A 25,416-nucleotide genomic window follows, 5' to 3' on the forward strand; every position below is an offset into this window, starting at 1 on the left:
ATTTTCCACAGCGGGAGATTCTTCTGTCTCAGCAGCAATATCCTGAATTAATTCTTCTTCAACAGCATCCTCTGGTTGTAATTCATCGGGGATATTCAAAGTCTCAGTAACTGAAGCTAGTGACTCATCTGCCGTCAGTTCTGACAGCACTCTATCCAAATTTTCCACAGCGGGAGATTCTTCTGTCTCAGCAGCAATATCCTGAATTAATTCCTCAGCATTATAAGAAGTTGGTGATGATACTGTTTGAGTATCTACCCCAAACAGAAAAGATTGAGCATCTGGAGATTGTTGTTGTAAATGCTGAGTCAAATTATTGAGAAAATTTGCCATCAACTGTTCACCTTGGATGCCCTGACTGTGCATTTTTGCCAGCGCTTGGGATAGAGACTGATGATAGGTGGTGATGTTGCGCTCTAGTGAGCTAAAGACAACATTGACAGTTCCATCTAGTGATAGCAAGCGTTGATCTAACTCCCTTGCCAGAGTTGCTAATCGATCTGTCTCCTCAACTGAACCCAAAACAGGTTGCACAGCAGAATTTAATGCTTCTTGCTTCTGTTCACTTGTTGACAAACCAGGAGAAGTAGGCAAAGTTTTTGTCAAATATGGTAATAAATTTGGCACTAAGCGACTGATTAGCACTTGCAAAAATTCGGAAATTATCTGCTCTTGGTTCGCTAACTGCTGTGTTAAAGAATAGTTTTGCAGTCGCTTTTGCTCTAGCTGCCTAATTTCCTTAACAAGAGCAGCTCTTTCTTCCAAAAGTCCTGACAATTCTGCTTGTAAGGGTTGAAGCAAAAACGAAATTTCATCTTTGAATTGCCCTGCGGTCAAATTACTTTGTTCTTGTTGTGATTGATAGGAATGTGAGGCAGATTGGTTCTGCTCCTGCTCTACAAACCTTGTCAACAAAGATGAGAGCGGTGGAGTCTCAGACTCCTTGGGGACGCTGCTTTCTGCTGATTCCTCACTTTCGTCGAGTTTCACAAGAAAGTCTCGCACTCGTTGTAAAACGTCTTTGTCTTCTTGTCCCTGACCAGACAGCAGTTTAGAGAGACGATTGCCACTGTTAGACAGTAAGTTGTCAATGTCTGCAATCAGTTTGTGAATTTCATCTGCACGGGAAGTCACGTTAAATTACCTTATTTAGAAATGTACTTTGATTTTTATGGTATTTACGATTACAGAAGTTCTCAGTGGCAAAAGTTATTGCTCAGACTTCTGAGGGCAATTATGTTATGAATTAGTGGGAGATGCAACTTGATCCTCAGGGTTTGCTCCCTTTTCAGGCAGGTCACTCAATTTTGGACTGTGTTAAGTGTAGAATTCATCCTTAATGTTATACTTTGAACTTAAGAATAAATCATGTGTCCGTAATGAGCAAACACTAAGAGAAAATAAAGATTGCTAAGAAAAAATTATCTGGTCGTTTTCTTGTGTAACATAGTTTAGTTTCCCCTTTAAAAAGCGGCTGTAATTTTATAGCTTGGACTTAAAACACGATCTTGCTTGTTCAGTTGATAGCAGCTTTAATAAATATGTCCTAATGGAAGATCGATATAGCTTGCAGACATCCGCTCATAACTGGATCACTTCAGCGCCCTTTTTTGAAGGGTTGCCTGAATCTATTGTGGAAACATCCCTATCCCATCTTGTTACCCGTACCCACCCTGCTAATCAAGTAATTTTGCTAGAAAATGACTGGGGTGGTTCTGTGTATTTCATTCTAGATGGGTGGGTAAAAATCCGTACCTACAATTTAGAAGGAAAAGAGGTAACACTAAATATTATTGGGCATGGAGAATTATTTGGAGAAATGGCGGCGCTAGATGAAGTTCCCCGTTCTACTGATGTCATTACTCTTACTCAGACAATGATTGGGAGTATGCCTGCTCAAGATTTTGTCAAGTTGTTGCAAACAGAACCCTTAGCAGGACTCAGATTAGCGCAATTGATGGCAAGACGTTTACGACAAGTAAATCGGCGATTACGCCTGCGGGAATCGGATAGTCAATCGCGGGTGGCAGATACCTTGCTATTTTTGGCAGAAGGACAGGGAAAAAGAGGACAGACAGGCACGGAAATTCCTAATTTACCTCACCGGGAATTAAGTAGTTTAAGTGGTCTGGCACGGGAAACAGTGACACGTGTATTGACAAGGCTGGAAAAAAAAGGCTTGATTGTACGGGAGCAAGATGTTATGTGTATCCCTGATGTGTCAGCTTTGGAAAAAATGATCATTTAACACCTTGTTCAGTATGAATATTCTAGATTCTCTGTCAGATGAACCGGAGGAAAATCCATCTTCTGTATCACCAAACCCCAGTAATCAGGTAGATCAACAAAAGCAGTTGAAACGCCCTCAACTTCAGGTTGATGCACCTTTAAGGATGGTAGAAACAGCATTTTTAGCCAGTACTGCTAGTTTGATTTGGTTTATTAATTTCTATTTTCCCTTGGGGCCAGTGTTACGAATATTTTTTCCGGTTCCCATCGCTCTGGTTTACTTACGCTGGGGTAAACGTGCTGCATGGATGGCTGCTGTGACTTCTGGCTTACTGTTAGCGGTGCTGATGGGGCCAGTTCGCAGTATGTTATTTGTGATGCCTTTTGCTTTGATGGGTGTCCTCTTGGGTGCGACGTGGCATCGTCGTGTACCGTGGATTGTCTCGATTATTTTAGGGATGTTGTTGGGGACTTTGGGTGTGTTTTTTCGCTTGTGGTTGCTGTCGGTGTTATCTGGTGAAGACTTGTGGGTTTATGTGATTAACCAGGTGACAGAAATAATCGAATGGATTTTCCTGAAGTTGGAGATATTGGCGACTCCGAGTGTATTTTTCATCCAAGTGGGTGCGGTGCTTTTAATTGCATTTAACAACTTGATTTATTTGTTTGTGGTACATCTGGCCGCATGGTTACTTTTAGATCGTTTGGGAAATCCTATTCCCCGTCCCCCACGTTGGGTACAAGTGCTGATGGATTATGAGGTTTAGTCGAATCAAGCCGCTTTAAGTTTCGTGAATTTTTGGGGGTAAATGCGTTTTCCATATTCCTCGTTCCCTGTTCCCTTTGACTATGATTAAGATTTATACACAAATTGAACAGGGTGAAGCATGGTTAAAACGTTATCGTGGTCGTTTACCTGTGTTTGCTTGTGTTTTGGGTTTTACAGAAACTGCTTTGCTACCTGGAATTTCGGCGGCTGGTTTGACTCCAGAGGATCGACAGTATACGGCTTGTGCTGATGCTGAATTTTTGTATTATGGTGCTGCACATCTGCCTAAGTATCCTCTACCACCTTTGACTGCTGGCGCTTCTCCTGTGCTGATTTCCCGTGCTGTGGTGGCTGGGTTGAAGTTACCAGTTTATTTATTTAATGCGGGTTTACCACAGGTTCCGGCTGTGCCAATGATTGATTTGGGTGGTGCGAGTGCTAGGTGTTTAAGTACAGGTGTAGCTATGGAAATAGGGATGGTGAAACATTTGTTGGCACAGGGTTTATTTTGGGGTTCTCAACTGAGTGCTAATATTTCTGAAAGTTATCTAATTTTAAGTGAGTGCGTTGTGGGTGGGACTACGACTGCGTTGGCAATTTTAACTGGTTTAGGGATTGATGCTGTAGGTAAAGTTAACAGTAGTCATCCTGTTTGTAACCATGAGCAAAAGTTGGCTGTGGTGCAAGCTGGTTTAGAGAAAGTTAAAAATCAAAATCCTCTTGATCCTCTTGCACTTGTAGCAGCGGTGGGAGATCCTATGCAAGTGGTGGTGGCTGGGATGGCGATCGCAGCTAGTCGTCGTTGTGGAGTTCTATTAGCTGGTGGTACACAAATGTTGGCTGTTTATGCTCTGGTTCAAGCGATCGCTCAATCTTACTCTTTATCTTGGCAACCAGAAGCTATAGTCGTTGGTACGACTCGTTGGGTAGCAGAAGATCCTACTGGGGCTACCGTTGATTTAGCCCTCAGTTTAGGTAAAAATAGCATTAATTGGGGACAAGAAACTCCTCCCCTGTTGGCTACACAGTTAAGTTTTGCTAATTCTCGTTATCCCCAACTCCGAGCTTATGAGCAGGGTTTTGTTAAAGAAGGTGTTGGTGCTGGAGCCGCTTGTATCGCTGCCTATCTAAATCAAAATTGGCAGCAAGAACAACTTTTAGCAGCCATTGAAGCCCAGCTTGACCAATTAGTGAATTCGCTCTCGCAATAATTGTTCTTCCAAAGCCGCAATGCGATTATACGCCGCTGTTAATTGTGCTGTCAGTCTTTGGATTTGAATTTCTGGTGTTATTTGCTTGTCACCAGTTTGGGGATTCATATCTGGATAAATACCATCTATCAATACATCCTTATGCTCTAAATCAGCATTCCAACTGCTCCGCCCTCTAAACTTGTAATGTTCAACTTCATGATTTTCTAAATAATTATCTTTTGGCTGTTTTTGCTCTAAAAAGCAATCAGACAAGCCCTGAGATAGTTTCCTATCAAGGTTTTCAATCACCTCATAGATAGCATCTACCTTTTCGGTCAGAGTCAGTATTTGTTTTTGTAATGGCTCCATTTAATACCTTGATCACAAAATAGTTTCTCTAATGTTATTCAATTTACTTCCAATGTTAAAAATATTTATGATTTATTTAATCTTTCATCTTTTTTGAGTAGTTCGCTAACTAAATTATCATTTATACATACAATTCCACAAACATCAACGGTGTTGTTCACGATTTTATGCAAAAAAAAGTTAAATATTTTGCGTTTATTGACATAAACTATGCTAAAAATTGGTTAATTCTTTAGAATTTATTTATATTCTATTAAGATAGTTAATTAAAGATGATTAACTTGAAGTTAATCGAGGATTGAGAGTATAAATCGTAATTTTAGATAGTATTACCTTGACAATCTATCCCCAACGTCTAAAATTAGGAAATTGCGGCGCTATTTGCTCAAAAATCACATAAAAAAATTTATTTAGAGAATTCAATTATAGTCCCAAAGTAAAAAATCAATGGATCGACGGTCTTTTTTGGTAGGTACAAGCGGATTCGCAGTTTCCCAACTCCTAATTGGGTGTAATGGTAAAAACCAGGCACAACTCAATGTACAGCTGTTAAAAGGTTCTATACCTCCTCAGGTGGTTAATCAGTTTCACAAAAGTTTGCAGTCAGAGGTAAAATCAAAATTTGTACCCATTGATCAGATTTATGATCTATTTCAGAAATTACAAATATGGCAGCAACCAAAAAAGGATAATCAAGAGGTATGGAAGCGTTATATTCCATTCACCCAAAATCAAACACCCTCTAAATCTGACTTGGTGACATTAGGAGACTATTGGCTAAAAGCGGCAATTGAACAGAAACTGATTCAACCACTAGAAGCAGAAAAAATTAAACAATGGCCTGTTTTAGATCAAAAGTGGCAGCAACTAGTAAAGCGAGACGATCAAGGTAATATTAACCCTCAAGGTAAGGTTTGGGGTGCGCCTTATCGCTGGGGTAATACAGTAATTGTTTATAATCGAGAAAAGTTCCAAAAATTAGATTGGCAACCAAAGGATTGGAGTGATTTATGGCGTAGTGAATTGCGATCGCACATTTCTCTCCTTAATCACCCCAGAGAAGTAATTGGTCTGGTTTTAAAAAAATTGGGAAAATCATATAATACAGAAAATCTTGACCAAATTCCCTCTTTAGAAGCAGAATTACAGGCATTAAATCAACAAGTAAAATTCTATGACTCCACTACCTATTTAGAACCGCTGATCACCGGAGATACTTGGTTGGCAGTAGGTTGGTCAAATGATGTTATACCTTTGTTAAGTCGTTATCCAAAACTAACCGCAGTCATTCCCCAATCAGGAACGGCCATTTGGGCAGACTTATGGGTAAGTCCCGCAGGGGTTGAGAAAAGAGCTTTAGCATCCCAATGGATTGATTTTTGTTGGCAACCAAATATAGCCAAAAAAATTGCCATCCTGACTAAAACCAATTCACCAATGGCGAACAATATTGTTGCTGCTGATATCCAGAAACAATTAGAAAACCTGTTATTAACAAATCAGGAAGTTTTTGACAAAAGCGAATTTTTATTACCCTTTTCACCAGCAACAACAAAGCAATATGAATCTTTATTTATCAAGATGAAAAATTTAAGCTAATTGTCAATGCCTGAATTTTATTCTTCAGTTGACTGTAAATTTTGACGTAACCCTAATTTACTCTGAATACTCATTTTGATATTACATAAAGCTGGGCTTTTTCCCAAATTACAAGTATAAGTTGCTAACATTTCTTGTTGATAATTAAAAACTCGAATGTTATAACCAAAATTCCTAGCCATGCTACCCAATCCGTTCACGAATTTGTAGCGCTCTAAATAATCTAGTAAGCTCCAAACTTGCTGATTCACAATCAAGTCTACACGGGCTGTTTCTTTTGCAGACGCTGGGTATGCTATCCAGTTATCTAGAAGTTTATTTTCGGAATTTTCCTTTGCCCACCATAAACTAGGAATGGTTAAGTTTTTGGGGTTGATAGTATTAGCTGTAATCACAGCAGCTGTCGGCTTAGTAAGTACATTCAATTCCAATGGTGCATCAGAAGGTTGGGGTATATTTTCCGCCTTTGATGGGAGGGTGGGTAAAATAAAGGTGGTGAGACTCAAGCTGAGTATTAGTGAAAGAGATTTCTTGCCAGTAACTAAGTTGCATTTAGACATAAGTGCATCTAAAAAAAATCCTGTATCCTTCTAATATATGTGATTCAAATCTCTCAGCTTCCATAAGTACTGCTAAACTGAGGAAGAATCCCAACAAACACTAACTATGCTGAAGCGTTCCAAGTTCGAGACAACCCAGTCTCAGATTATGCACCGTGCTGAGGAGCTAATTAGCGCCGCCTCAAATCGCTATCGGATTACAGTTCAAGTGGCAAATCGTGCGAAGCGCCGGCGTTATGAAGACTTTGAAAATAACGAAGATGTGATGATGAAACCCGTACTCAGAGCAATTATTGAAATGTCTGATGAAATGACTCAACCAGAGATTATCGGCGAATTATAATTTGCACGGGATTGGGAAAAATTTTTTCCTGGTTTCCAGTCCCCGATGCCCTTTTTGTTTAACCACTCATAGTGGTTCTCTGTGGGACGCAATACAATCGAGGGCGGGGTTTCCCCGCCCCTACAGGCTTGGAGAATGAAAAAGAAAAATTTTTTATTTTTGCAGTTCAACTCAGGGTTGATAATTATCTTGATTGCAGTGAGTGTATTGACTTTGGGTTTAGGAAGCTCAAATTTTCCTAGCATTTCACCTGCTGTAGCTCAGAGAATCAGCCCTAGCGATGTTTGGCAGTTAGTTTATCAGCAACTACCTGACTTGCCAAAAGAAAACCAATATACCAGCAAAGATACAGGTAAGGTTGCCGAAAACAACACCTTAGTTAGTCGGATGATTCGTTACCACATTTATGTGAAAGGACGATCGCCCATATATCGCTTAGATTGGAAATTAACTTTGGCAGATTATTTAAATGCAAACGAAACTATTTATGAAGCATCCTATCCAGGTAATGATTCCTTAAAGCAAAATCCACTAGAGAGCGATCGCACCACCATAGCCAAACTTACCCGCAACCAACGCAATCAACTAGTCCAAGTCCTAGTCGATATCTTCAACCCCCCATCCTAAAACCTCTCCGCGTCCCTCTGCGTTTTACTTTGCGTTCCTCTGCGTTAAAAAAACCATGCACAAAATCCTCAAAAGCGGTAAAGGTTGGCGTATAGGCTGGAATCCCGACGCAGCAGAATTTAAAGGCTTAGTAGGTACAGACGACTGGGCGATAGAATTAACCGAAATTGAATTAAATGATTTTTGTCGGCTCTTAAACCAGCTTGGAGACACAATGAAGCATTTAGCCGCAGAATTAATGGATGAGGAAAAAATCGCCTGTGAAGCTGAAAGCAATTTATTGTGGATGGAGGTAGAAGGCTATGCCAACTCCTATAATTTACGCTTTATCCTCAATACAGGCAGGGGTGTAGAAGGTAAATGGGAAGCTGAGGCTGTACCAGAGTTACTGCAAGCTACAGCAATGCTAAAAATCTTTTGAAAGAGGCTTGCTATTTTCCTGAAACTCATGTTACTCTCGTAAGAGTGACTTAATTAATTTTAGATTCACAAATTTGGAAGAATCCCCAATCCAAAAATCTAAAGTTTCAAGTTAAGTAAACGGGGCGTAGCGCAGCTTGGTAGCGCGCCACTTTGGGGTAGTGGAGGTCGTGGGTTCGAATCCCGCCGCTCCGATTTTTAAATGTGATGTAGTTTTACTTCGGTTACAACAGATTGTAACGGTTTATCCCAATTTGCAATAGGTAGTTGAGATAAATAGGCAAAGTCAAAAACCACGCCCAAGGTAGGTGTTTTAGCCCAAGCTGGAGAACTCAACAAACGGTCATAATAACCACCACCATAGCCTAAACGGTATTTTTGTTGATCACAAGCTACGCTAGGAACAAGGATTAAATCTACTTCACCAGGATTGATTATAGGTGCTGCTGAATGGGGTTCATTAATGCCATAATTGCCAATTTGAAGCGGATTATCAGGTTCCCATAAGTGCCAAGATAGGGACTGACCCACACAGCGAGGAAATCCCCAACGGCGTTGAGAGTCTGTAAAAAGTGGACTGAGGTCAGGTTCTTGACGAAAGCTGAAATAGGCCAGGATAGTGGTTGCTTGGGTAAATAGAATTGAGGTTTGGATTTGTGAACAAATGCGATCGCTCTTTTCTCTCCAATCTTCTACCGTTAGAGATTGACGTGTTTTCAGCAAATTACGCCGGAGTTTTGCCTTATTTAGTGATAAATCAGTTTTGATAATGTCCAATTTTCAATGCTTGAATCAAAGTTTCTCATTTCTCGTTCCCATACAGAGTATGGAAATGAATTCTAGAAAGCTTTTTGCTGACAACGAGGCAGAGCCTCTGTGATGGCATTCCCAGTCGGAGACTGGGAACGAGATAAGCGAGATGAGATAAAACTTCTGCTTTTTTACCTATGCAGCGTGTTGACGATACCAGTCAATGGTATTCTTTAGCCCTTCTCGGAAACTGACTTGAGCGGTAAATCCAAAGGCTTGCTTCGCTTTTTCGGTATCTAAACAGCGCCGTGGTTGACCATTGGGTTGGTGAGTTTCCCAGATAATCTCCCCTTCATATTCCATTAATTCACAAATCAGATTAATTAAATCCTTGATAGAGATTTCATAACCTGTTCCTAAATTAATGGGGTCAGAGTCGTTGTATAATTGAGTACCCATGATAATGCCTCGTGCAGCATCTTCTGAATACAGAAACTCGCGGGTAGGAGAACCATCACCCCAAACAGGAAGTTGCTTTTCTCCCTTGACTTGGGCTTCGTGAACTTTGCGAATTAACGCTGGAATAACGTGGGAACTTCTAGGATCAAAATTATCTTCAGGCCCATATAAGTTCACTGGTAGCAAGTAAATACCATTAAAGCCGTACTGCTGTCGGTAAGATTGTAGTTGAACTAAAAGGGCTTTTTTCGCAATTCCATAGGGAGCGTTAGTTTCTTCTGGATAACCATTCCAGAGGTCTTCTTCTTTGAATGGGACTGGTGTGAATTTGGGATAAGCGCAGATAGTACCAACACAGACAAATTTTTCTAAACCCACTTGATAGGCAGCATGAATTAGCTGGGTTCCCATCATCAAGTTATCGTAAAATAACTCTGCGGGTTTTTCGCGGTTGAGACCAATACCGCCAACATGAGCTGCTAGATGAATAACAATATCTTGTTGGTCAACTGCACGCTGGCAATTTTCCCAGACCCGCAAATCACAATCATGCGATCGCGTTACTGTAATTTTCTCACGATCAGCCCCAGCTTTACAAAGCTGATCTATCACTTGACGACCTAGAAAACCAGCCCCACCCGTCACAACAATCCGTTTATTTTTTAGTTCTAAGGCAGTCATATTTTTATCCTTAGGGGTGTAGATCAAAAGTGGAGAGCGCCTAATTCCTGACGATTAGTAGCAATATCTTTGGGTTGTTGTGAACCATTTCCATTAGGGGAAGTGCAACCCAAAGCTTGCAAGTCAGATTCCATCATCAAGGATACAAGTTCTGGAAAGGTTACGGAAGGCTTCCAACCTAACTTTTGCTGCGCCTTAGTAGGATCACCAATCAACAGATCTACTTCTGTTGGGCGTAGATAACGATCATCAAATTCCACATAATCTTCCCATTTGAGATTCACATAGCTAAAAGCTAATTCGAGAAATTCGCGCACCGAGTGAGTTTCACCCGTAGCAATCACGTAATCATCCGGCTCGTCTTTCTGCAACATCAACCACATAGCTTTTACGTAATCTTTGGCATAGCCCCAATCTCGCTTGGCATCCAAATTGCCCATGTATATATTCTTTTGTTTCCCAGCAAAAATACGGGCAACTGCTCTGGTAATTTTACGGGTGACAAAGGTTTCACCCCGACGGGGCGATTCGTGGTTAAAAAGAATGCCATTACAAGCAAACAAGTTGTAGGATTCGCGATAATTCACTGTTTGCCAGTGGGCGTAAACTTTTGCACAAGCATATGGACTACGGGGATAAAAGGGTGTAGTCTCACTTTGAGGTACTGCTTGCACTAAGCCATACATTTCCGAGGAACCAGCTTGGTAGAACCTGACTTGAATCCCTGTGCGTTGCTGGTAATCACGGATAGCTTCTAATAAACGAAGAGTTCCCATGCCAACCGCATCTACTGTATATTCTGGTGAATCAAAGCTGACTCTGACATGAGATTGAGCGCCCAGATTATAAATTTCTGTAGGCTTGACTTCTTCTAAAATCCGGCGCAATGTCGTACCGTCTGTCAAGTCGCCATAGTGAAGTAATAATTTGACCCCTTCTTTATGAGGATCTTCGTAGATGTGATCGATACGGTCTGTGTTAAAGGTAGAAGTTCGACGAATAATACCATGAACTTCATAACCTTTTTCTAGCAAAAACTCACTCAGATATGAACCATCCTGACCAGTGATACCAGTAATTAAAGCTCGTTTTTGTTCTGTCATGCCCAATTATTCCTTCTGATTGATGTTGTAAAAGTTACTAGATATAATAAATACCTTAGCAAATCATTTCTAAAACTGTATGATTATAAACCTACAAGTCTTAGTTGCTATCAAAACTTAAATGTAGACCAATATACTTAATAAAAAGTACTTTAACAACTAAGTCTCTCATGATGTGGGGTTAAGTTCTGAGTATAATTTGGTAATTTTTCATATCTTTGCCAAAATTTCATTGATTATTGATTTTTATAAAGACTGAATAAAATTTATGTTCTTAAAGCATTTCCGTATGCAGTGGTGCTTTAACAATTTATACGAAAATCCAAAATTTAGGGGCAATTCATGAATTGCCCCATAAACTCAAATTTGAGTATTTTCTTAGTATGCCCCGTTATTTTTGGGCATGATAACTACATCTATCGTTTTCAAGATGATCCATAAATCTAGCCAAAAATTCCTGAATTTGACATAATGCAGATCTATTTGGACTCGCCGTGGATAAGGAATATCATTACGTCCAGATACTTGCCACAATCCAGTAATTCCCGGACGGATGGTTAAAATATGCTCGATGTGACAGCCGTATTTTGGTAATTCTTCCGCTACTAGGGGGCGTGGACCAACTACACTCATGTCTCCTGTTAACACGTTCCAAAACTGCGGAAATTCATCCAAGCTGGTAATTCGTAGGAAGTGACCAATTTTGGTAATCCGGGGGTCTTGTTTGAGCTTAAAAGTGCTGTCAAATTCCTGGCGCAACTCTGGGGATGTTTCCATGATTTGCACGAGGATTTCGTCGGCATTCCTCACCATAGTACGGAATTTAATACATTTGAAGCGGCGATAGTTTTTACCAACCCGTTCTTGGACATAAAAAATTGGGCCTTTTGAACTGACCGCAATCAGTAAAGCCAAAATTATGTATATGGGGAAAAACAAAATCAAAATCGACAGCGAAAATACAATATCGAACAGTCGTTTGGCAAACTCTCCGTTTAAACCCTGAAAAGCCAAACCTCTAGGTTTTACCTTGGGGGGTTTAGCCTTTTGACCACGTTTTGCTAAAGTATGCGTCGAGGCACTAGCATCTTTCCGTGGGTAACGCTTGCCGGAGAGGAGTGAGCTCTGGGCAGTCATCATACTCCTTAATAATCCACACCACACATAGTCCCGATCTTAAAGCTAAAAGGCAGTGATTCTGGGGTAATATTCCCAAAAACCTACAAAAAAAATACAATAACCCTGACCATTATTTGGGGAACGGTCTTTTTTCTTGACACTGATTCAGAAAACCTAGATAGTTATCTGCAAAAACCTGTCGAGAAAACTGAGTTGCGTGTAATCTTATATACTCATATTTTAAAAAATCCTGATAGGCTTCAAATTTTTCTACTGCATCTACTAAAGCTATTACTGTTTGTTCTTTAAAGAATATACCTGTTCCTGTATCGAAACAAGCGCGAATATCTCGAACAGTTTCTAGAGCGCCTCCTGCTCCATAAGCAATGACTGGAGTGCCACAAGCTTGGGCTTCGACTAAGGCAATGCCGAAATCTTCGCAAGCTGCATAGATAAAGGCTTTGGCACGAGCCATATATTTTTTTACTACATCATCAGGTTGCCATCCTAGTATTTGAATATCAGGATTTGCGATCGCTTGCAGATTTTTCATTTCTGGTCCTGTACCAATCACCACCAATGGTCGTTTTAGTTGATTAAAAGCCTGAACAATCAAGGATACTTGTTTATAGCTGACTAATCGGGAAACGATCAGATAAAAATCCTCTTTTTCAGATGAAAAGGGACAGTTATCAATATCCACTGGTGGGTAAATGACTTTTGCTTCTCGTCGATAACAACGCCAAATTCGCCTTGCTGTATGCTGGGAGTTGGCAATAAAGTAATCAACCCGGTTTGCACTCAATACATCCCATTGACGCAAACTATGCAATAAATATCTAGTTATCCACCCAATTGCGCCTCTCCCCAGTTTGCTTTGGTCTAAATAATCAAATGTCAAGTCCCAAGCATAGCGCATTGGACTGTGGCAATAACAGATATGCATCTGATCAGGAGTTGTCAGGATTCCTTTAGCTACAGCGTGGGAGGAAGAAAGTATTACGTCATATTGGCGCAAATCTAATTGTTCGATCGCTAATGGTAACAACGGTAGATATTTCTGTACCCCTGTGCGGGCTAATGGCAAGTGCTGAAGAAAGGTTTTTCCAATCTGACGCTTGTAGAGATAACTTTCAGGATTGCTAGATTCAAAATCAATTAGGGCATATAAATCAGCATCAATGTGATTCAAAATTTCTTGGACAACAAGTTCTGAACCACCTGTGGCTTTAGGTGTGAGCCACTCATGAACCAAAGCATATTTCAAGGACACAGTTTAATGTAAGGGGCAGAGGGAAATTTAATTGTTTCTCTTGTACTCGATACTTGGTACTCGATACTCGATACTCGATACTTGGTACTCGGTATTCGGTAAGATGTAATCCTACCAAAAGATGTTCCAGGATGATGCTGCAACCTGATAACCTCAAAGATAATGGTGATGAAAGACAATAGCTGACATAGGAATTGAGAATTTATGCGTATTCTGGTTATTGGTGGAACTAGGTTTATCGGTGTCTACTTGACTCAGCTATTGGTAGAGGCTGGGCATGAGGTGGTGTTGTTTAATCGCGGTAATTTTCCAGCACCAGAGGGAGTAGGACAAATTATAGGCGATCGCACTGACCCTAGCCAGTTAAAAGCTAAGTTATCACAAGAAAACTTTGATGTCATTTTTGACAATAATGGCAGGGAACTCACTGATACGCAACCACTAGCAGAAATTTTTGCAGGACGTGTCCAACATTTTGTCTACATGAGTTCGGCTGGGGTATATCTCAAGTCTGACCAAATGCCTCATCTAGAAGGTGATACGGTTGATCCTCAGAGTCGTCACAAGGGTAAGCATGAAACGGAAGCTTATCTGCAACAATTAGGAATTCCTTTTACTTCTATTCGTCCGACTTATATTTACGGGCCCAAAAACTATAACGAATTGGAAGGCTGGTTTTTTGATAGAATTGTGCGCGATCGCCCGATTCCGATTCCTGGGAATGGAATGCACCTCACCCAGCTAGGTCATGTCAAGGATTTAGCTCAGGCAATGACTCAGGTGATCGGCAATCAAAAGACTATCCAGCAGATTTATAATATATCAGGCGATCGCTTTGTCACTTTTGATGGTTTAGCTCGTGCTTGTGCTGTAGCTGCTGGCAAATCACCAGATGATCTTAAAATTGTTCATTATGACCCGAAAAAGTTTGATTTTGGTAAACGTAAAGCCTTCCCTATGCGGGTACAACACTTTTTTGCATCGGTAAATAAAGCGATGACAGAATTAAATTGGCAACCTGAATATGATTTAATCTCTGGACTAAAAGATTCTTTAGAAAGCGATTATTTAACCAGTGGCAGAGATAAAACTGATGTGGATTTTTCTATAGATGACGAAATTTTAAAAGCTATCTAATCAGGAATTGAAAAATCAATAAAATATCCCTGAATTATGCATGAATTTGGGGATATAATCTGTAGTTACTAAACTCCTACATTCGATTTATTTACATCTTACAAATCATCAGGATTAATTCCTAATTCTCGCAATTTGGCAGCTAATTTATCGGAACGCAGTTTTTCCTGTTCCAGAAGTTCTAAAGGAGTAGAAATCCAATTTCCTGAATTGTCATACCAGCGTAACCATAAACGTTCAATGCCTTCAAAAGTTCCTTGCCAAAGTCCTAAACCTAAATTTATTCCTGGCATCCAAATTTTACCAGAACTAACATCTATTTCTTGATAGCTATCGGCAACTAATTGAAATGCTTGTAATTTATCAGTGTAACGATCAAAAATAATATAGTAAGGAACTCTGACAATTCGTTCATACACTTCCCATTTAGTTGGGGGTTGGTTAACTTCTCGTAAAGTTCTTCCTAAGTCTTCTTTTTCGGTTTTTGGCGATAATAATTCTACCATGACAAGAGGAGCAATTAGTTCTTGCCACATTACATAACTTAAACGTAATTCTCTCTGTTCATATAAACGAGAAACACCCACAACTGCAAACCAATCTGGGCGTTTATACCATAATGAATTACGCGTATCATAATAAAGATTTAAATCTGTAGCAACAAATACCTGATCTACGGGATAATCAGGAGGAGAAAAAGTGTCTGTTAAAAGTCTGGGTTGTAAAATATGAAATTCGTCAGGCAAACCAGAATCCTCCGGGTACTCACTGGGGAGATCATACATGGTAGGAAGAGTTTCTTTAGCGGGAATAGGTGGATCTGTTTGATACATATAATTATCCTTAACAGTTAACTCTAAACTAACTGATTCAGAATATATTTTGTATTTGATCAAGAATATTTTTAACGCTAAAAACTGTTATTACCGTCTTTAATTGAACGATGCAGCAGACGACAAGGCCAGCAAAAGGCTCCACAGACACTCACTGTGGCAATAATAGCAACAATTCGCCAATTTTGAATAGGTGGAGTGTCAGATTCTTGAGAATTATTATCTCTTGTACTTTTATTTAGTTCTATTGTTGAATGAGATAGCTGACTGACTGTACTTACCCCTTCAATCGTCGCTCCGATTAGATAAGCTACCAGGGCAATACTTAGCCAGTGATTCATCATATTATACTGTTTGAACTCTGAGAGATGTTGGGCAATGAACTACTAAAAGTAACTACTATTTAGTTAAGAGCAACTATACAGACGTTACTGCCACCCCCTATGAATTAAAAGAAACAAAATTTTCTTGAGTACTTTGCTACCAACGTTACACTAGTTACTCGTGACTGTTTCTTGAAAGTGTTAGTTGTTGCGTTGACCAAAAGACATTCTGCTTTCAGCTGTATCACGAATTAGGGGAAGTTTAGATTTGATGTAATTATCAATGCTAGGAGTTTCTTTAGCGTCCAGACTCTGCTTGGCTGTTAATTGCTGGAGGAGCAACTGTACTAAAGCAGTATCGTCAAACTGGAGCAGTGTGCTAACTTGTGTGGATTCAATTATAGCCCAAAGCTGTTGGATCAATTTAGCAGTTATCATGATGTTGCAATTATTTAATATTTTCTTTATATTCTCATGAGTTTCTGGTTTGTGCCGAGTTCTGGTTTCAGATTTAATAAATCAACACAACTAAGGTAAGTTAGGCTTGGTTTTTTGAGTATACTCTTGAGTATTAGTTAAATTCGGGGGTATAAAATAAATTATACCAGATACCACAGTCAAAGCGACAGACAGCCAAAAGGCAATTAATGAAGGAAGTTGCCAAGCCGTTGATAAGGGTGCAATTAGTAGTGATATGGCTATGATTTGACTGACTGTTTTGAGTTTACCCCAAATATTTGCACCAGTGATGGTGGTTTGATTAACGCGCCAACCTGCGATCGCTAATTCCCGTGCTAAAATCACAAACACTCCCCAAGCTGGTATTTTTCCTAATTCCACCAAAACTAATAATGGTGCAAGTACCAATAATTTATCTACTAAAGGATCAAGAAATTTACCTAAATCAGTAATTTGGTTAAGTTTCCTGGCTAAATAACCATCTAACCAATCAGTCAAAGCTGCAATTAAAAATATCGTTAAACATATCCATTTAGCTTCATTGCTGGGATTGTATAAACCATAAAGTAAAAATGGTATTCCCAAAAGTCGAGAACAAGTAATCCAGTTAGGTAAATTCATTTGCATTTTTTTATTCATATCAATATAGAAAGCAGTGAGGGCATTTTTATTTTTCTCTTGTTGCTGACTTTTATAAACACCATATTCTAATTCAGCAACGGTAATGGAAGAAATACCAATATCAGAAATTGACAAGGTTTGAAATCGTGCTATAACTTTTTCTGGCTTTTGCTTAATCAGATAAATACAGATGTTGGTATCGAGAAGATATTGCATTTAAAAATCCTCTCTTTTATCAATAGGAAGTTGATCTCTAGTCATCATAAAATCATCAGAAAATTGGTCTAAACTATCAATTAGAGTTTGCCAAGGATTATCTGTACTAATAAGAATAATGGCATTACCAATTTTTTTAACATAGACTTCAGTACCTGTCATTTTGAAATCTGGGGGTAATATCACTGTTTGATGATTACCGTCACTGCTAAGTTTGGCTGTATTCATTATTATTTCCTCTAATTCATGTTAGTTGTTTATGCTTTAATTGTAGCTAAAAATTCTCTGAATCAGGATGCTCAGGATTTGAGGATGTACAGGATGATTTTTTAATATTCATTTATCTCTTCAGAAATTACATTAATTCAAGTATTTTAGAATATCAAAATCAAATATAATCGTGTTAATCCTGGATATCCTGTTCGCGCAGCGTGGCGTTAGCCATATCTGACAGTTAAGTTTTAATAAAAAACGGTGCATTATATTTCATTAATGTCTAACGTAATAATCTAACTTCAACTCCCACGCTAATACTACCCCACAACCGATCAGTTGTTAGAACAGGCTGATTCAGAAAAATACCTAATGCTAAACAAGCCCTATCACCAAATGAAAGCCCGATTGATTTAGTATTTGGGCGCAACATTCCTGCTTTTAAAGCTTGTTCTTCATTAAAATCAATAACTTCAAGATTGAGATTAGAAATAATCTGTCTAATATCTTCTTCCGGGATTTCTGCATCTGCTAATTTTGCTATGACTTCAGATAAATTCACTGTACTAATTGCAGCTTTACCAATAAATTTTAAAACTTCTTCGCTACCAGTTTCTTGATTAAGCAAAGCTAAAATAGCAGAAGCATCTACAACAACTTCACTCATTCAAACTTTCCTCTTTTCGTTCCTGAATTAATTCTTCAGAAAGTTTTATACTAGCAGGAATATATTTTCTAAAAATAGCCTGAGCATTTTGCACAGAAGTTTGAACATGATGATCAATTGGGCGATCTTCTAATACAATAACAGCGTTATATTCACCCATTGGTATATCTACAGGAGAATTGACTAATAATTTGCCATCATTTGTTATAGTTACTTTTATGTCTAGTGTTTTCATAGTTTACTTAATTAGTAAATGATCATGTTAATTATACCAAATCTGTCAGAATCAGGATGCTCAGGATTTGAGGATTTACAGGATGCTTTATTAAAAAAATCTACATACTCAGCAATTACATTAATTAAAATATCCCAGAATATGAAAATTAAATATAATCCTGTTAATCCTTTAATCCTGGATATCCTGATTCAGACAGTTAAATATTAATAGAAAATGGTGCGTTAATGAAATGTAACGCACCCTACAAAATGAGCGATCGCATTTTATCTATAATGATAAAAACAGTGACAAAGTTAAAATTTAGCAATCATAAATTTTGCCAACTCATCATATTCTTTATCCATCTTTTTCATTAGCTTCCTTTGATTAGGTGACCAAGTGCCACTAAGAACATTCTCACGAGTTGGCAGTGCCTCTGGTAAATACTTGATTGGAGTATTCTGGACAATACTATCGGGAGCCATGACGTTCAAATCTTCAATACTAGCAATAGGATCTTTATTAACAAAATGTGGAATAGCCGAATAAGCCTCAATCTCTTTGAGTTTGGGTATAAGGTTATTTTCGATAGAATTTTGAACTTTTATAAATTGAGCTTGGTCAGCACCTGTTTTTGCGATTTCATCAGAACGAGTCTTTCTCCTAGTATCAAACCCATTGAAAATCCAACCACCAAACTTTGGTTGTCCCTTGTCAGGAATTACTATATCGTATGAATTTGACTCAAGATATCGTTTTTTACCCTGTTCCCAATCTTCTATAAATTGTGGTAAAACTTGTCCAATCAAACCTACACAGTAAGCAGAAAAAAGGTCAGGTGTACATGGAACAAGAAAATAATCTGACGAGTATAAAGCTGCCCTAACCAGAGTGTTAAAAGATGGAGGCAAATCTATTAATGCAAAGTCATAATGCTCATTAAATTCCCTTTCTACTGCTTCAATCAAACTAGATGGCATCAAAAATCGGTATAAACCAGCCCCTCCAATCACATCTGTTCCTACATTAAGAATATCAGAGAAATTATTAAGCCAAAAGTCTCCAGGTACAATGTCAAGATTGTTATTCTTGTTGTGTTTAGGCTTTGCAATATAGGGCTTCCCTGGCGCACTTTGCTGAATGTAGGGCAGGGCAAAAGCACGTATAGTCCTACCATAGGGCAGTTCTCGAGAACTTTCTAGATACTTTGCAAATTCTTCATCACCTAAAGCCGCAATAGACAAATTACATTGTGGATCAAAATCAATTGCTAATACTTTCTTACCTTGCTCTGCTAGTGATGTTGCTAAATTCCAAATTGTAGTTGTTTTTCCAACGCCACCTTTATTGTTGAACAGTGCAATCACTTTTGCCATTGGTCTTTCCTTTTTTCTAAGCCAGTGAAGAATTTGTCGCCGTTGAAATACTGGTCCTGACTGTAGCTGCTTTACGGGAATAGGAAAATTTGGATGTCTTTTTCTCCAGTTCCCTACAGCAGCTGGACTAACATCCGCTAGTCGGGCTATCTCATATAGCCCGATCAAATCATCGTCGTGCATGGAAATACTTAAAAATTAAGTATGTGAACTCTATTCACAGTCATTATGGATGCTTTTCACAAAACTGTCAATAATTTCTGTGAATTTTATTCACAATTGCCGCATGGTTGGTTACTTTTGGATGCTTATGCAGTGATTGCATAATCGAAAATACTTAAGCTCAAATCTCCAAAATGCACCTCCCATGTATAAAGCTGATGCACAGTACCTAGCAACTTAATAGAGATCATTTATTGCTTTTTATCTCTATCACAAAACCTCCCTACCCAAATAAACCTGCAATACCTCCGGTACTTTAATCGTTCCATCTGGTTGCTGATAATTCTCCAAAATCGCCGCCATAGTCCTACCCACAGCTAAACCAGAACCATTCAAAGTATGCACAAACTGCGTCCCTTTCTTACCCGCTTCCTTAAAGCGAATATCTGCCCTTCGTGCTTGAAAATCAACACAATTAGAACAACTAGAAATCTCTCGATACTTCCCAGAGGAAGGCAACCAAACCTCTAAATCATAGGTTTTTGTTGCCCCAAAACCTAAATCAGCAGTACATAAATTTATCACCCGATAAGGCAACTTTAAAGCTTGTAAAATACTCTCTGCACTACCTACTAATTTCTCTAATTCATCAAAAGAATCACTAGGATTAACAACTTTCACCAACTCAACTTTATTGAATTGATGCAATCGAATTAAACCCCGCATATCCCGTCCATAACTTCCAGCTTCTCGACGAAAACATGGAGTATATGCAGTATGATAAATTGGTAATTCTTCTGAGTTGAGAATTTCTCCCCGATAAAGGTTGGTAACAGGAACTTCTGCGGTGGGGATTAACCACAAATCATCATCTGCACATTTAAAACTGTCTTCTGCAAACTTGGGTAACTGACCGGTTCCGGTTAAGGAATCAGTGTTTACCAATAATGGGGGACTTACTTCTACATAACCAGCTTCAGTGTGCGTTTGCAGCATAAACTGAATTAATGCCCTTTCCAAAGCCGCACCCGCACCGATAAGAGTTACAAATCGACTTTGGGCAACTTTAACAGCCCGTTCAAAGTTGAGAATACCTAGTTTTTCGCCAATTTCCCAATGTGGGAGAATATTCGGGTTTTGCGGTAGATATTCATCACCCCAACGCCGTACTTCTTGGTTATCATCTTCACTCTTTCCAATGGGTGTAGAATCGCTGGGTAAGTTGGGAAGTGCGAGAACCAGTTGCTCAATTTGGGCTTTTAGTTCTTTTTCTTGGGGTTCAAGTTCGCTTAAGGTGATTTTGAGGGTATTTCCTTCATCCTTTAAAGCTTGAATTTCTGGATCTTGAGGATTAACACCAGATTTTACCTTTTGGCCAACGAGTTTACCAATTTCGTTGCTGCGGGCTTGGAGTTGATTACGTTTCCCTTCCAATTCCCGTTGTTTTTGATCTAACTCTAGTATGGGTTGGATGTCGTACTTACCACTACGACTGTTCAACCGTTCTTGAATGAATTGGGGATTTTCCCGTATTTGCTTAATATCCAGCACAGGTTTTTCTCTATTTTTAGCTTATTATTTGCCTGCCAAAACATCAGCATATCGTGATTTTTGGCTTGTTGTAACCTACTTTATTAGCCCAGATTAAGTTTTAGTAATACGATTAAGGAGAAATAATGATGCTAACAACCCAGTAAAATGGGCTGAGACGGTGTTTGTATTTGCTTGCACTACGAGCATATCTAAACCGCTAATAATCCGGTTGGGGTCAAAAAGTTGGCTAGTTACCGCCTGGGGAGATATCGACCTGGCTACCAGTGTACCAACGATCGCTTGCGTTCCTAAAAGAGTAACTAGTATTCCTCCTAAATTGATCAATAACCCTAACCTGATGACTTGCACTGTTTCCAGTTTACGTGGGCGGTTACTGGGATTGGGTGATTGGAGTTGTTTGCCAATTCTGGTGTAACGATAGGCTAAGTAAATGCCTACACCTAAAACAACCAATCCACAAATAGCCAGAAATACACCAAATCCGGTGCCAGGATTGTTGTTAGGGCTTCCTGATCTTTGACTAAAGACGGCAAATAATAAGACAATAATCCCGGAGATAACACCCAGTACTAGTTGAATCCATAGACTAATCCAACCAGCTAAACGAAAATTTTGGGCGATCGCTAGGAGATTAGTGGATGGGGTTTCGGAGTTTTGTGTCATAAGATACTGGGGATTGGGGATTGTTCAAAAACAATTATTGTATACGCTTAAAATCCTGACAATCCTAATCAATAATAATTGATAATAAGTATGTCTGATCCAGTCAAACAGTAACAATTAATTATGGATACTGCTATTGTGCCATCTACGTTCCTACTAACTTTGTTGTTATCAGTAGGGCTGTTCTTCTTTATTCGCGCTTCTACCAAAGACCGTATAGAAAGAGCGCAATTAATATCTGAGCAGGATGAAGCCGCTTTGATGAGTCAACTAAAGGAGTATTTTTTATCCCGATCCTATCGTGTGACATCTGTAGATCAAGAAAAGAATCAAGTGACTTTTGAAGGTTTTGTCAGACCTAGCTGGTTTTTAGCTATATTTTTGACTTTTTTAGCAGCTGTTGGCTTTGCTTGTCTATCACTAGTTTTAGCTCAACTTTTTTCTAGTCAAAGTCCATTTTTACTTTCTTTAGTGCTGCTGTCACCTTTAAGTGGTATATTTTATTGGCAAAAATCTGGAAGACTTGAGAAAGTGTCACTCAAAATGGAATCAATCCAAAGGGAACAACACTCCTCAAGTAAAATAACTGTGATTGGCCATCGAGATGAACTTGCTGAGTTACAGAGGGCTTTACAGTTAGAGATGGTTGATTGAATCTTGGTTGCTAAGACAATCACCTAATCATGAGGTGTGGACTTCTGACTGACTGTTGAAGAAACGGAACAGTAGAGAGGAGACAAAACAAATCTAGTGTTGGCAGTTTTTCTTACGACTTATGTCGTAGGGAAAATTTTAGATTGGTTGACAGAAAGTCTTGGCAATCTAAATCATGATAACACGATTAAAATGCTTTTAAATGCGTTTATCTCTGTTGCTACTCCCTGCTGCATCAGCATACTAGATATCAATTCCGGCAACTGAGTCGGCTGCAAAGGAGTTGATATTCCAATTTGGAGAAGCTCTACTGGCAGTTCAGCTACAAACTTAAAAAAAATTGAATTTTTGCATAAACTGAGCAATTTTGCCAGTTAATTAATGTCAGAGTCAGAAGTCAGATTCAATGCGGAAGAGGATCATTTTAGATGTTAACGACTGCCCACAGCCACTAATTCTTGACCAGCAGGAGGTTCCAAAACTCGCAGGCTGGGAAACAAGAAATGATTTTCTTCTACGTATTGAGCGCCAAACAGACCTTTTTCAGCCCAGAAATAACGGTCTGTGGTGTGTTCGTTTCTTTTTACAAGTAGCAAGGCAGGAGGCAAAATACCCTCAGCTTGAATGAATTTTCTCGCTGCTGTCACAGGTTTATCTTCGCCACTCTCGATGCTATATTGAGGCACGTGTTCTAAAATCCGTCGTCCTTCTTGGCGACGACGACTTTTCCGTTTACGTCTCCTTGCCAACCTATTGTCCTCCTCTTTCAAGCTAAAAGATTGTAGTCATAGCTACAAAACCCGTCGTAATTATATGAGTTGTAGTTTAAAAAATCAAGCGTTTTTAATGTTTTGATACAACAAAATTTATCTGTTTGAACTGGAGAGAAAATATTACTAGGTTGTGTAGGAAGGCAGGAGGCAGAAAATAGGAGTGATCTAGGGAAGAAAGGTTGTTTGATGCAGATGAGTGAACCTTTTTAACCGGATAGTTCTTTTTGCTATGCTTGACTAAAAATATCATTCCTGGGAATAAAGCATTAATGAGAAGATTTAGGTAAGCTTGATAAGATGAGATAGTAAACTAAAGTAGTGTTTTTGCTAATTTTTTCTGCTAGTGGAGCAGAGAAAAAAAGGTAAGAATTTAGGAGTCAGAAGTCAGGAGTCAGGAGTCAGGAGGAAAAAAGACGAAGGACGAAGAATATTTTTCTCTTCTTTTCCTTGTTCCCTGCTATATCAAATATTCTGTATCCTGAATCCTTACAAAAAAAGAACTATCTAGTGAAAAAAGCTGAAAAATTGGATATAACTTGTTTTCTTCCCTCCTATCTTCTTGTACTAGTCCTTAATCCTGAGCCAAAACTAAAAAATGTTAATGTCTGCCAGTTCTGATTTTATTGCTCTGTGTCGAGAGCAAATATCACTGCTAACCCAAGGACTGGGAGCGTCTTTGAGTGTTGTATATTTAACACAGGAATTGGTAGAAACTTCTACGGGTGAGGCACAACTAATTCCGGTGGTTGTTTACCCGGAAACGTCGGTATTAAGGCAAAGGGAGCAATTAGCAGAGACGGCATTAGGTAAGCAAATACAATTTGATTCGGTTTTGAGATTACCAAATCAGCGGGGGAAGTTACTGACGGCAAAATCAACACCTCCTACTCCATTACAGGAATCTGCAAGTACAGATACAGCCCAACCCAATTTAGAAGATGAAGAGATGTTCTGTGGTAATCAAATTGTTTTACCGCTGATCTATGAGGGTGTGATGATGGGATTGTTGGTGACGGGGAGGGAGGACAGAGCTTGGGATGAGGGGGAGGAAAGAGAAATTCAACGGATAGCCCAAACTATAGCGATCGCTTGTATTTTAGATCAACGTCGGGCTTGGTTAGAGCAGCAGTTACATCAGCAACAAATTCTCCAGGAAGCACAACGGGATTTATTAGATAATCTTTTGCACCAGTTTCGCAACCCTTTAACCGCTATCCGTACTTTTGGTAAACTGCTATTTAAGCGACTGCGACCGGGAGATCCTAACCGGGATGTAGCAACTAGTATCATCCGAGAGAGCGATCGCTTGCAAGAGTTACTGCAACAGTTTGATCAAGTAATTGACTTCAGCGAGGCAGATTTAAGACCAATTTCTCTCAGAGAATCTCAAGTTGTGGAAGCATCTGTACGAAAAGATGCCAAGCCACTGCTATTATTGCCGGGAACAGGGGAAAAGATAACTGATTGCTCACTAACAGATTTATTAGTACCATTATTAATATCGACTCAAGCTATAGCCCAAGAACGCAATCTCGATTTGATTGCAGATATTCCTGAAAATTTACCCTTAGTTAAAGCTAATATCAAAGCATTACAAGAAGTTTTAAATAATATTATTGATAATGCTTTGAAATACACTCCCTCTGGTGGGAAAGTTTGGATTCAAGCAGGGCAAAGAAGAACTAATTTTCAAGGGATAGCCATTAGTGATAATGGGCCTGGTATTCCACCGCAAGATTTAGAGCATCTGGGGGAAAGACATTACCGGGGTGTACAAGCACAAACAAAAATTCCCGGTACAGGTTTAGGAATTGCGATCGCAAAACAATTAATAGAACAAATGCAAGGTGAAATAGAGGTTTTCAGCCCTGCATTTAACTCAAACATGAATTCACTTCCAAACCCAGGAACAAAATTTATTATTTGGCTACCTGAAGTTCAAGATTGGTGATTGGTCATTGGTCATTGGAAAGAGGTCATTGGAAAGAGGTCATTGGAAAGAGGTTATAGATAATTCTCCGCCTGTTACCTGTTACCTATTCCCTGTTCCCTGT

General features: G+C 39.1%; 28 protein-coding genes, 1 tRNA gene and 2 pseudogenes. 11 read left to right on the plus strand and 20 right to left on the minus strand.

Features of this window, described 5'->3' with window-relative positions; translation table 11 throughout:
* Nucleotides 1–1,134, minus strand: a pseudogene (locus tag VB713_RS02150) (hypothetical protein); the annotation flags it as partial.
* Between the two features lie 415 nt (nt 1,135–1,549).
* On the opposite strand from VB713_RS02150, the gene VB713_RS02155 reads away from it, so the two are divergent.
* From VB713_RS02155 to cobT, 3 genes are all read left to right on the plus strand, one after another.
* Entirely contained in the window at nt 1,550–2,248 is a 699-nt protein-coding gene (locus VB713_RS02155; RefSeq protein WP_323309941.1) for a Crp/Fnr family transcriptional regulator, read from the plus strand.
* Between the two features lie 13 nt (nt 2,249–2,261).
* The gene (locus VB713_RS02160; RefSeq protein WP_323309942.1) at nt 2,262–2,996 is read left to right on the plus strand and encodes a DUF2232 domain-containing protein; all 735 of its coding nucleotides are present in this window, start codon (nt 2,262–2,264) and stop codon (nt 2,994–2,996) included.
* An 82-nt stretch (nt 2,997–3,078) separates the two neighbouring features.
* On the plus strand, nt 3,079–4,209 hold the full coding sequence (gene cobT / locus VB713_RS02165; RefSeq protein WP_323309943.1) for a nicotinate mononucleotide-dependent phosphoribosyltransferase CobT: 1,131 nt from the start codon (nt 3,079–3,081) through the stop codon (nt 4,207–4,209).
* Here the strand turns inward: cobT and VB713_RS02170 are convergent.
* Nucleotides 4,186–4,560, minus strand: coding sequence for a hypothetical protein (locus tag VB713_RS02170; protein WP_323309944.1), 375 nt, complete (start codon nt 4,558–4,560; stop codon nt 4,186–4,188). The two genes, cobT and VB713_RS02170, sit on opposite strands and share 24 nt — an antisense overlap.
* Nucleotides 4,561–5,007: 447 nt before the next feature.
* On the opposite strand from VB713_RS02170, the gene VB713_RS02175 reads away from it, so the two are divergent.
* A complete protein-coding gene (locus VB713_RS02175; protein ID WP_323309945.1) occupies nt 5,008–6,159 on the plus strand; it encodes an extracellular solute-binding protein in 1,152 nt (383 codons plus the stop codon).
* A gap of 17 nt (nt 6,160–6,176) precedes the next feature.
* On the opposite strand, the gene VB713_RS02180 is transcribed toward VB713_RS02175, so the two are convergent.
* On the minus strand, nt 6,177–6,719 hold the full coding sequence (locus VB713_RS02180) for a hypothetical protein (RefSeq protein ID WP_323309946.1): 543 nt from the start codon (nt 6,717–6,719) through the stop codon (nt 6,177–6,179).
* Between the two features lie 106 nt (nt 6,720–6,825).
* On the opposite strand from VB713_RS02180, the gene VB713_RS02185 reads away from it, so the two are divergent.
* The 4 genes from VB713_RS02185 to VB713_RS02200 all read left to right on the plus strand — a co-directional run bounded on the left by VB713_RS02185 (nt 6,826) and on the right by VB713_RS02200 (nt 8,304).
* Complete coding sequence (locus VB713_RS02185; RefSeq protein WP_323309947.1) at nt 6,826–7,062, plus strand: DNA-directed RNA polymerase subunit omega; 237 nt, start codon at nt 6,826–6,828, stop codon at nt 7,060–7,062.
* Nucleotides 7,063–7,197: 135 nt separating this feature from the next.
* The gene (locus VB713_RS02190) at nt 7,198–7,689 is read left to right on the plus strand and encodes a hypothetical protein (protein ID WP_323309948.1); all 492 of its coding nucleotides are present in this window, start codon (nt 7,198–7,200) and stop codon (nt 7,687–7,689) included.
* 55 nt (nt 7,690–7,744) lie between these two features.
* Nucleotides 7,745–8,110 (plus strand): DUF1818 family protein, encoded by a 366-nt coding sequence (locus VB713_RS02195; RefSeq protein WP_323309949.1) that lies wholly within the window; start codon nt 7,745–7,747, stop codon nt 8,108–8,110.
* 120 nt (nt 8,111–8,230) lie between these two features.
* Nucleotides 8,231–8,304: transfer RNA gene (locus VB713_RS02200), tRNA-Pro, on the plus strand.
* Between the two features lie 3 nt (nt 8,305–8,307).
* Here the strand turns inward: VB713_RS02200 and VB713_RS02205 are convergent.
* The 5 genes from VB713_RS02205 to VB713_RS02225 form a co-directional block, all read right to left on the minus strand.
* Entirely contained in the window at nt 8,308–8,880 is a 573-nt protein-coding gene (locus VB713_RS02205) for a 5-formyltetrahydrofolate cyclo-ligase (protein ID WP_323309992.1), read from the minus strand.
* Between the two features lie 174 nt (nt 8,881–9,054).
* A complete protein-coding gene (locus VB713_RS02210; RefSeq protein WP_323309950.1) occupies nt 9,055–9,999 on the minus strand; it encodes a GDP-L-fucose synthase in 945 nt (314 codons plus the stop codon).
* A 23-nt stretch (nt 10,000–10,022) separates the two neighbouring features.
* Complete coding sequence (gene gmd, locus VB713_RS02215; RefSeq protein ID WP_323309951.1) at nt 10,023–11,102, minus strand: GDP-mannose 4,6-dehydratase; 1,080 nt, start codon at nt 11,100–11,102, stop codon at nt 10,023–10,025.
* 378 nt (nt 11,103–11,480) lie between these two features.
* Nucleotides 11,481–12,239 (minus strand): sugar transferase, encoded by a 759-nt coding sequence (locus tag VB713_RS02220; RefSeq protein ID WP_323309993.1) that lies wholly within the window; start codon nt 12,237–12,239, stop codon nt 11,481–11,483.
* A 112-nt stretch (nt 12,240–12,351) separates the two neighbouring features.
* Complete coding sequence (locus tag VB713_RS02225; RefSeq protein WP_323309952.1) at nt 12,352–13,494, minus strand: glycosyltransferase; 1,143 nt, start codon at nt 13,492–13,494, stop codon at nt 12,352–12,354.
* Nucleotides 13,495–13,698: 204 nt separating this feature from the next.
* Between VB713_RS02225 and VB713_RS02230 the strand changes: the two genes are divergently transcribed.
* On the plus strand, nt 13,699–14,631 hold the full coding sequence (locus tag VB713_RS02230; protein WP_323309953.1) for an NAD-dependent epimerase/dehydratase family protein: 933 nt from the start codon (nt 13,699–13,701) through the stop codon (nt 14,629–14,631).
* Between the two features lie 98 nt (nt 14,632–14,729).
* On the opposite strand, the gene VB713_RS02235 is transcribed toward VB713_RS02230, so the two are convergent.
* The 11 genes and pseudogenes from VB713_RS02235 to VB713_RS02285 all read right to left on the minus strand — a co-directional run bounded on the left by VB713_RS02235 (nt 14,730) and on the right by VB713_RS02285 (nt 21,935).
* Complete coding sequence (locus VB713_RS02235; protein ID WP_323309954.1) at nt 14,730–15,464, minus strand: Uma2 family endonuclease; 735 nt, start codon at nt 15,462–15,464, stop codon at nt 14,730–14,732.
* Nucleotides 15,465–15,541: 77 nt separating this feature from the next.
* Nucleotides 15,542–15,808, minus strand: coding sequence for a hypothetical protein (locus tag VB713_RS02240; RefSeq protein ID WP_323309955.1), 267 nt, complete (start codon nt 15,806–15,808; stop codon nt 15,542–15,544).
* Nucleotides 15,809–15,988: 180 nt separating this feature from the next.
* Nucleotides 15,989–16,225, minus strand: coding sequence for a hypothetical protein (locus VB713_RS02245; RefSeq protein WP_323309956.1), 237 nt, complete (start codon nt 16,223–16,225; stop codon nt 15,989–15,991).
* Nucleotides 16,226–16,315: 90 nt separating this feature from the next.
* A complete protein-coding gene (pgsA, locus tag VB713_RS02250) occupies nt 16,316–16,867 on the minus strand; it encodes a CDP-diacylglycerol--glycerol-3-phosphate 3-phosphatidyltransferase (RefSeq protein ID WP_323309994.1) in 552 nt (183 codons plus the stop codon).
* Between the two features lie 54 nt (nt 16,868–16,921).
* Nucleotides 16,922–17,083, minus strand: a pseudogene (locus VB713_RS02255) (PIN domain-containing protein); the annotation flags it as partial.
* Entirely contained in the window at nt 17,084–17,311 is a 228-nt protein-coding gene (locus tag VB713_RS02260) for an AbrB/MazE/SpoVT family DNA-binding domain-containing protein (RefSeq protein ID WP_323309957.1), read from the minus strand. It lies immediately after the preceding pseudogene.
* A gap of 268 nt (nt 17,312–17,579) precedes the next feature.
* A complete protein-coding gene (locus VB713_RS02265; protein WP_323309958.1) occupies nt 17,580–17,963 on the minus strand; it encodes a type II toxin-antitoxin system VapC family toxin in 384 nt (127 codons plus the stop codon).
* Nucleotides 17,956–18,198: a hypothetical protein gene (locus tag VB713_RS02270; protein ID WP_323309959.1), complete on the minus strand. Its 243-nt coding sequence runs from the start codon at nt 18,196–18,198 to the stop codon at nt 17,956–17,958. The genes VB713_RS02265 and VB713_RS02270 overlap by 8 nt, the downstream gene beginning before the upstream one ends.
* A gap of 296 nt (nt 18,199–18,494) precedes the next feature.
* On the minus strand, nt 18,495–19,739 hold the full coding sequence (locus VB713_RS02275) for a ParA family protein (protein WP_323309960.1): 1,245 nt from the start codon (nt 19,737–19,739) through the stop codon (nt 18,495–18,497).
* 249 nt (nt 19,740–19,988) lie between these two features.
* Nucleotides 19,989–21,269: a serine--tRNA ligase gene (gene serS / locus VB713_RS02280; RefSeq protein ID WP_323309961.1), complete on the minus strand. Its 1,281-nt coding sequence runs from the start codon at nt 21,267–21,269 to the stop codon at nt 19,989–19,991.
* Nucleotides 21,270–21,362: 93 nt separating this feature from the next.
* Nucleotides 21,363–21,935 (minus strand): DUF3611 family protein, encoded by a 573-nt coding sequence (locus VB713_RS02285; RefSeq protein WP_323309962.1) that lies wholly within the window; start codon nt 21,933–21,935, stop codon nt 21,363–21,365.
* Between the two features lie 123 nt (nt 21,936–22,058).
* Here VB713_RS02285 and VB713_RS02290 point away from each other — a divergent pair, with 123 nt between their 5' ends.
* Nucleotides 22,059–22,589 carry a cofactor assembly of complex C subunit B gene (locus tag VB713_RS02290; RefSeq protein WP_323309963.1) on the plus strand — a complete coding sequence of 177 codons (531 nt, stop codon included), beginning with the start codon at nt 22,059–22,061 and terminating at the stop codon, nt 22,587–22,589.
* A gap of 431 nt (nt 22,590–23,020) precedes the next feature.
* Here the strand turns inward: VB713_RS02290 and VB713_RS02295 are convergent, their stop codons facing one another.
* Nucleotides 23,021–23,338 carry a DUF3155 domain-containing protein gene (locus VB713_RS02295; RefSeq protein WP_015213790.1) on the minus strand — a complete coding sequence of 106 codons (318 nt, stop codon included), beginning with the start codon at nt 23,336–23,338 and terminating at the stop codon, nt 23,021–23,023.
* Between the two features lie 619 nt (nt 23,339–23,957).
* Between VB713_RS02295 and VB713_RS02300 the strand changes: the two genes are divergently transcribed.
* The gene (locus VB713_RS02300; RefSeq protein ID WP_323309964.1) at nt 23,958–25,313 is read left to right on the plus strand and encodes an ATP-binding protein; all 1,356 of its coding nucleotides are present in this window, start codon (nt 23,958–23,960) and stop codon (nt 25,311–25,313) included.
* The last annotated feature ends 103 nt before the right edge of the window (nt 25,314–25,416 follow it).

Source organism: Anabaena cylindrica UHCC 0172 (genome assembly GCF_034931625.1).
Classification (GTDB): domain Bacteria; phylum Cyanobacteriota; class Cyanobacteriia; order Cyanobacteriales; family Nostocaceae; genus Anabaena; species Anabaena cylindrica_A.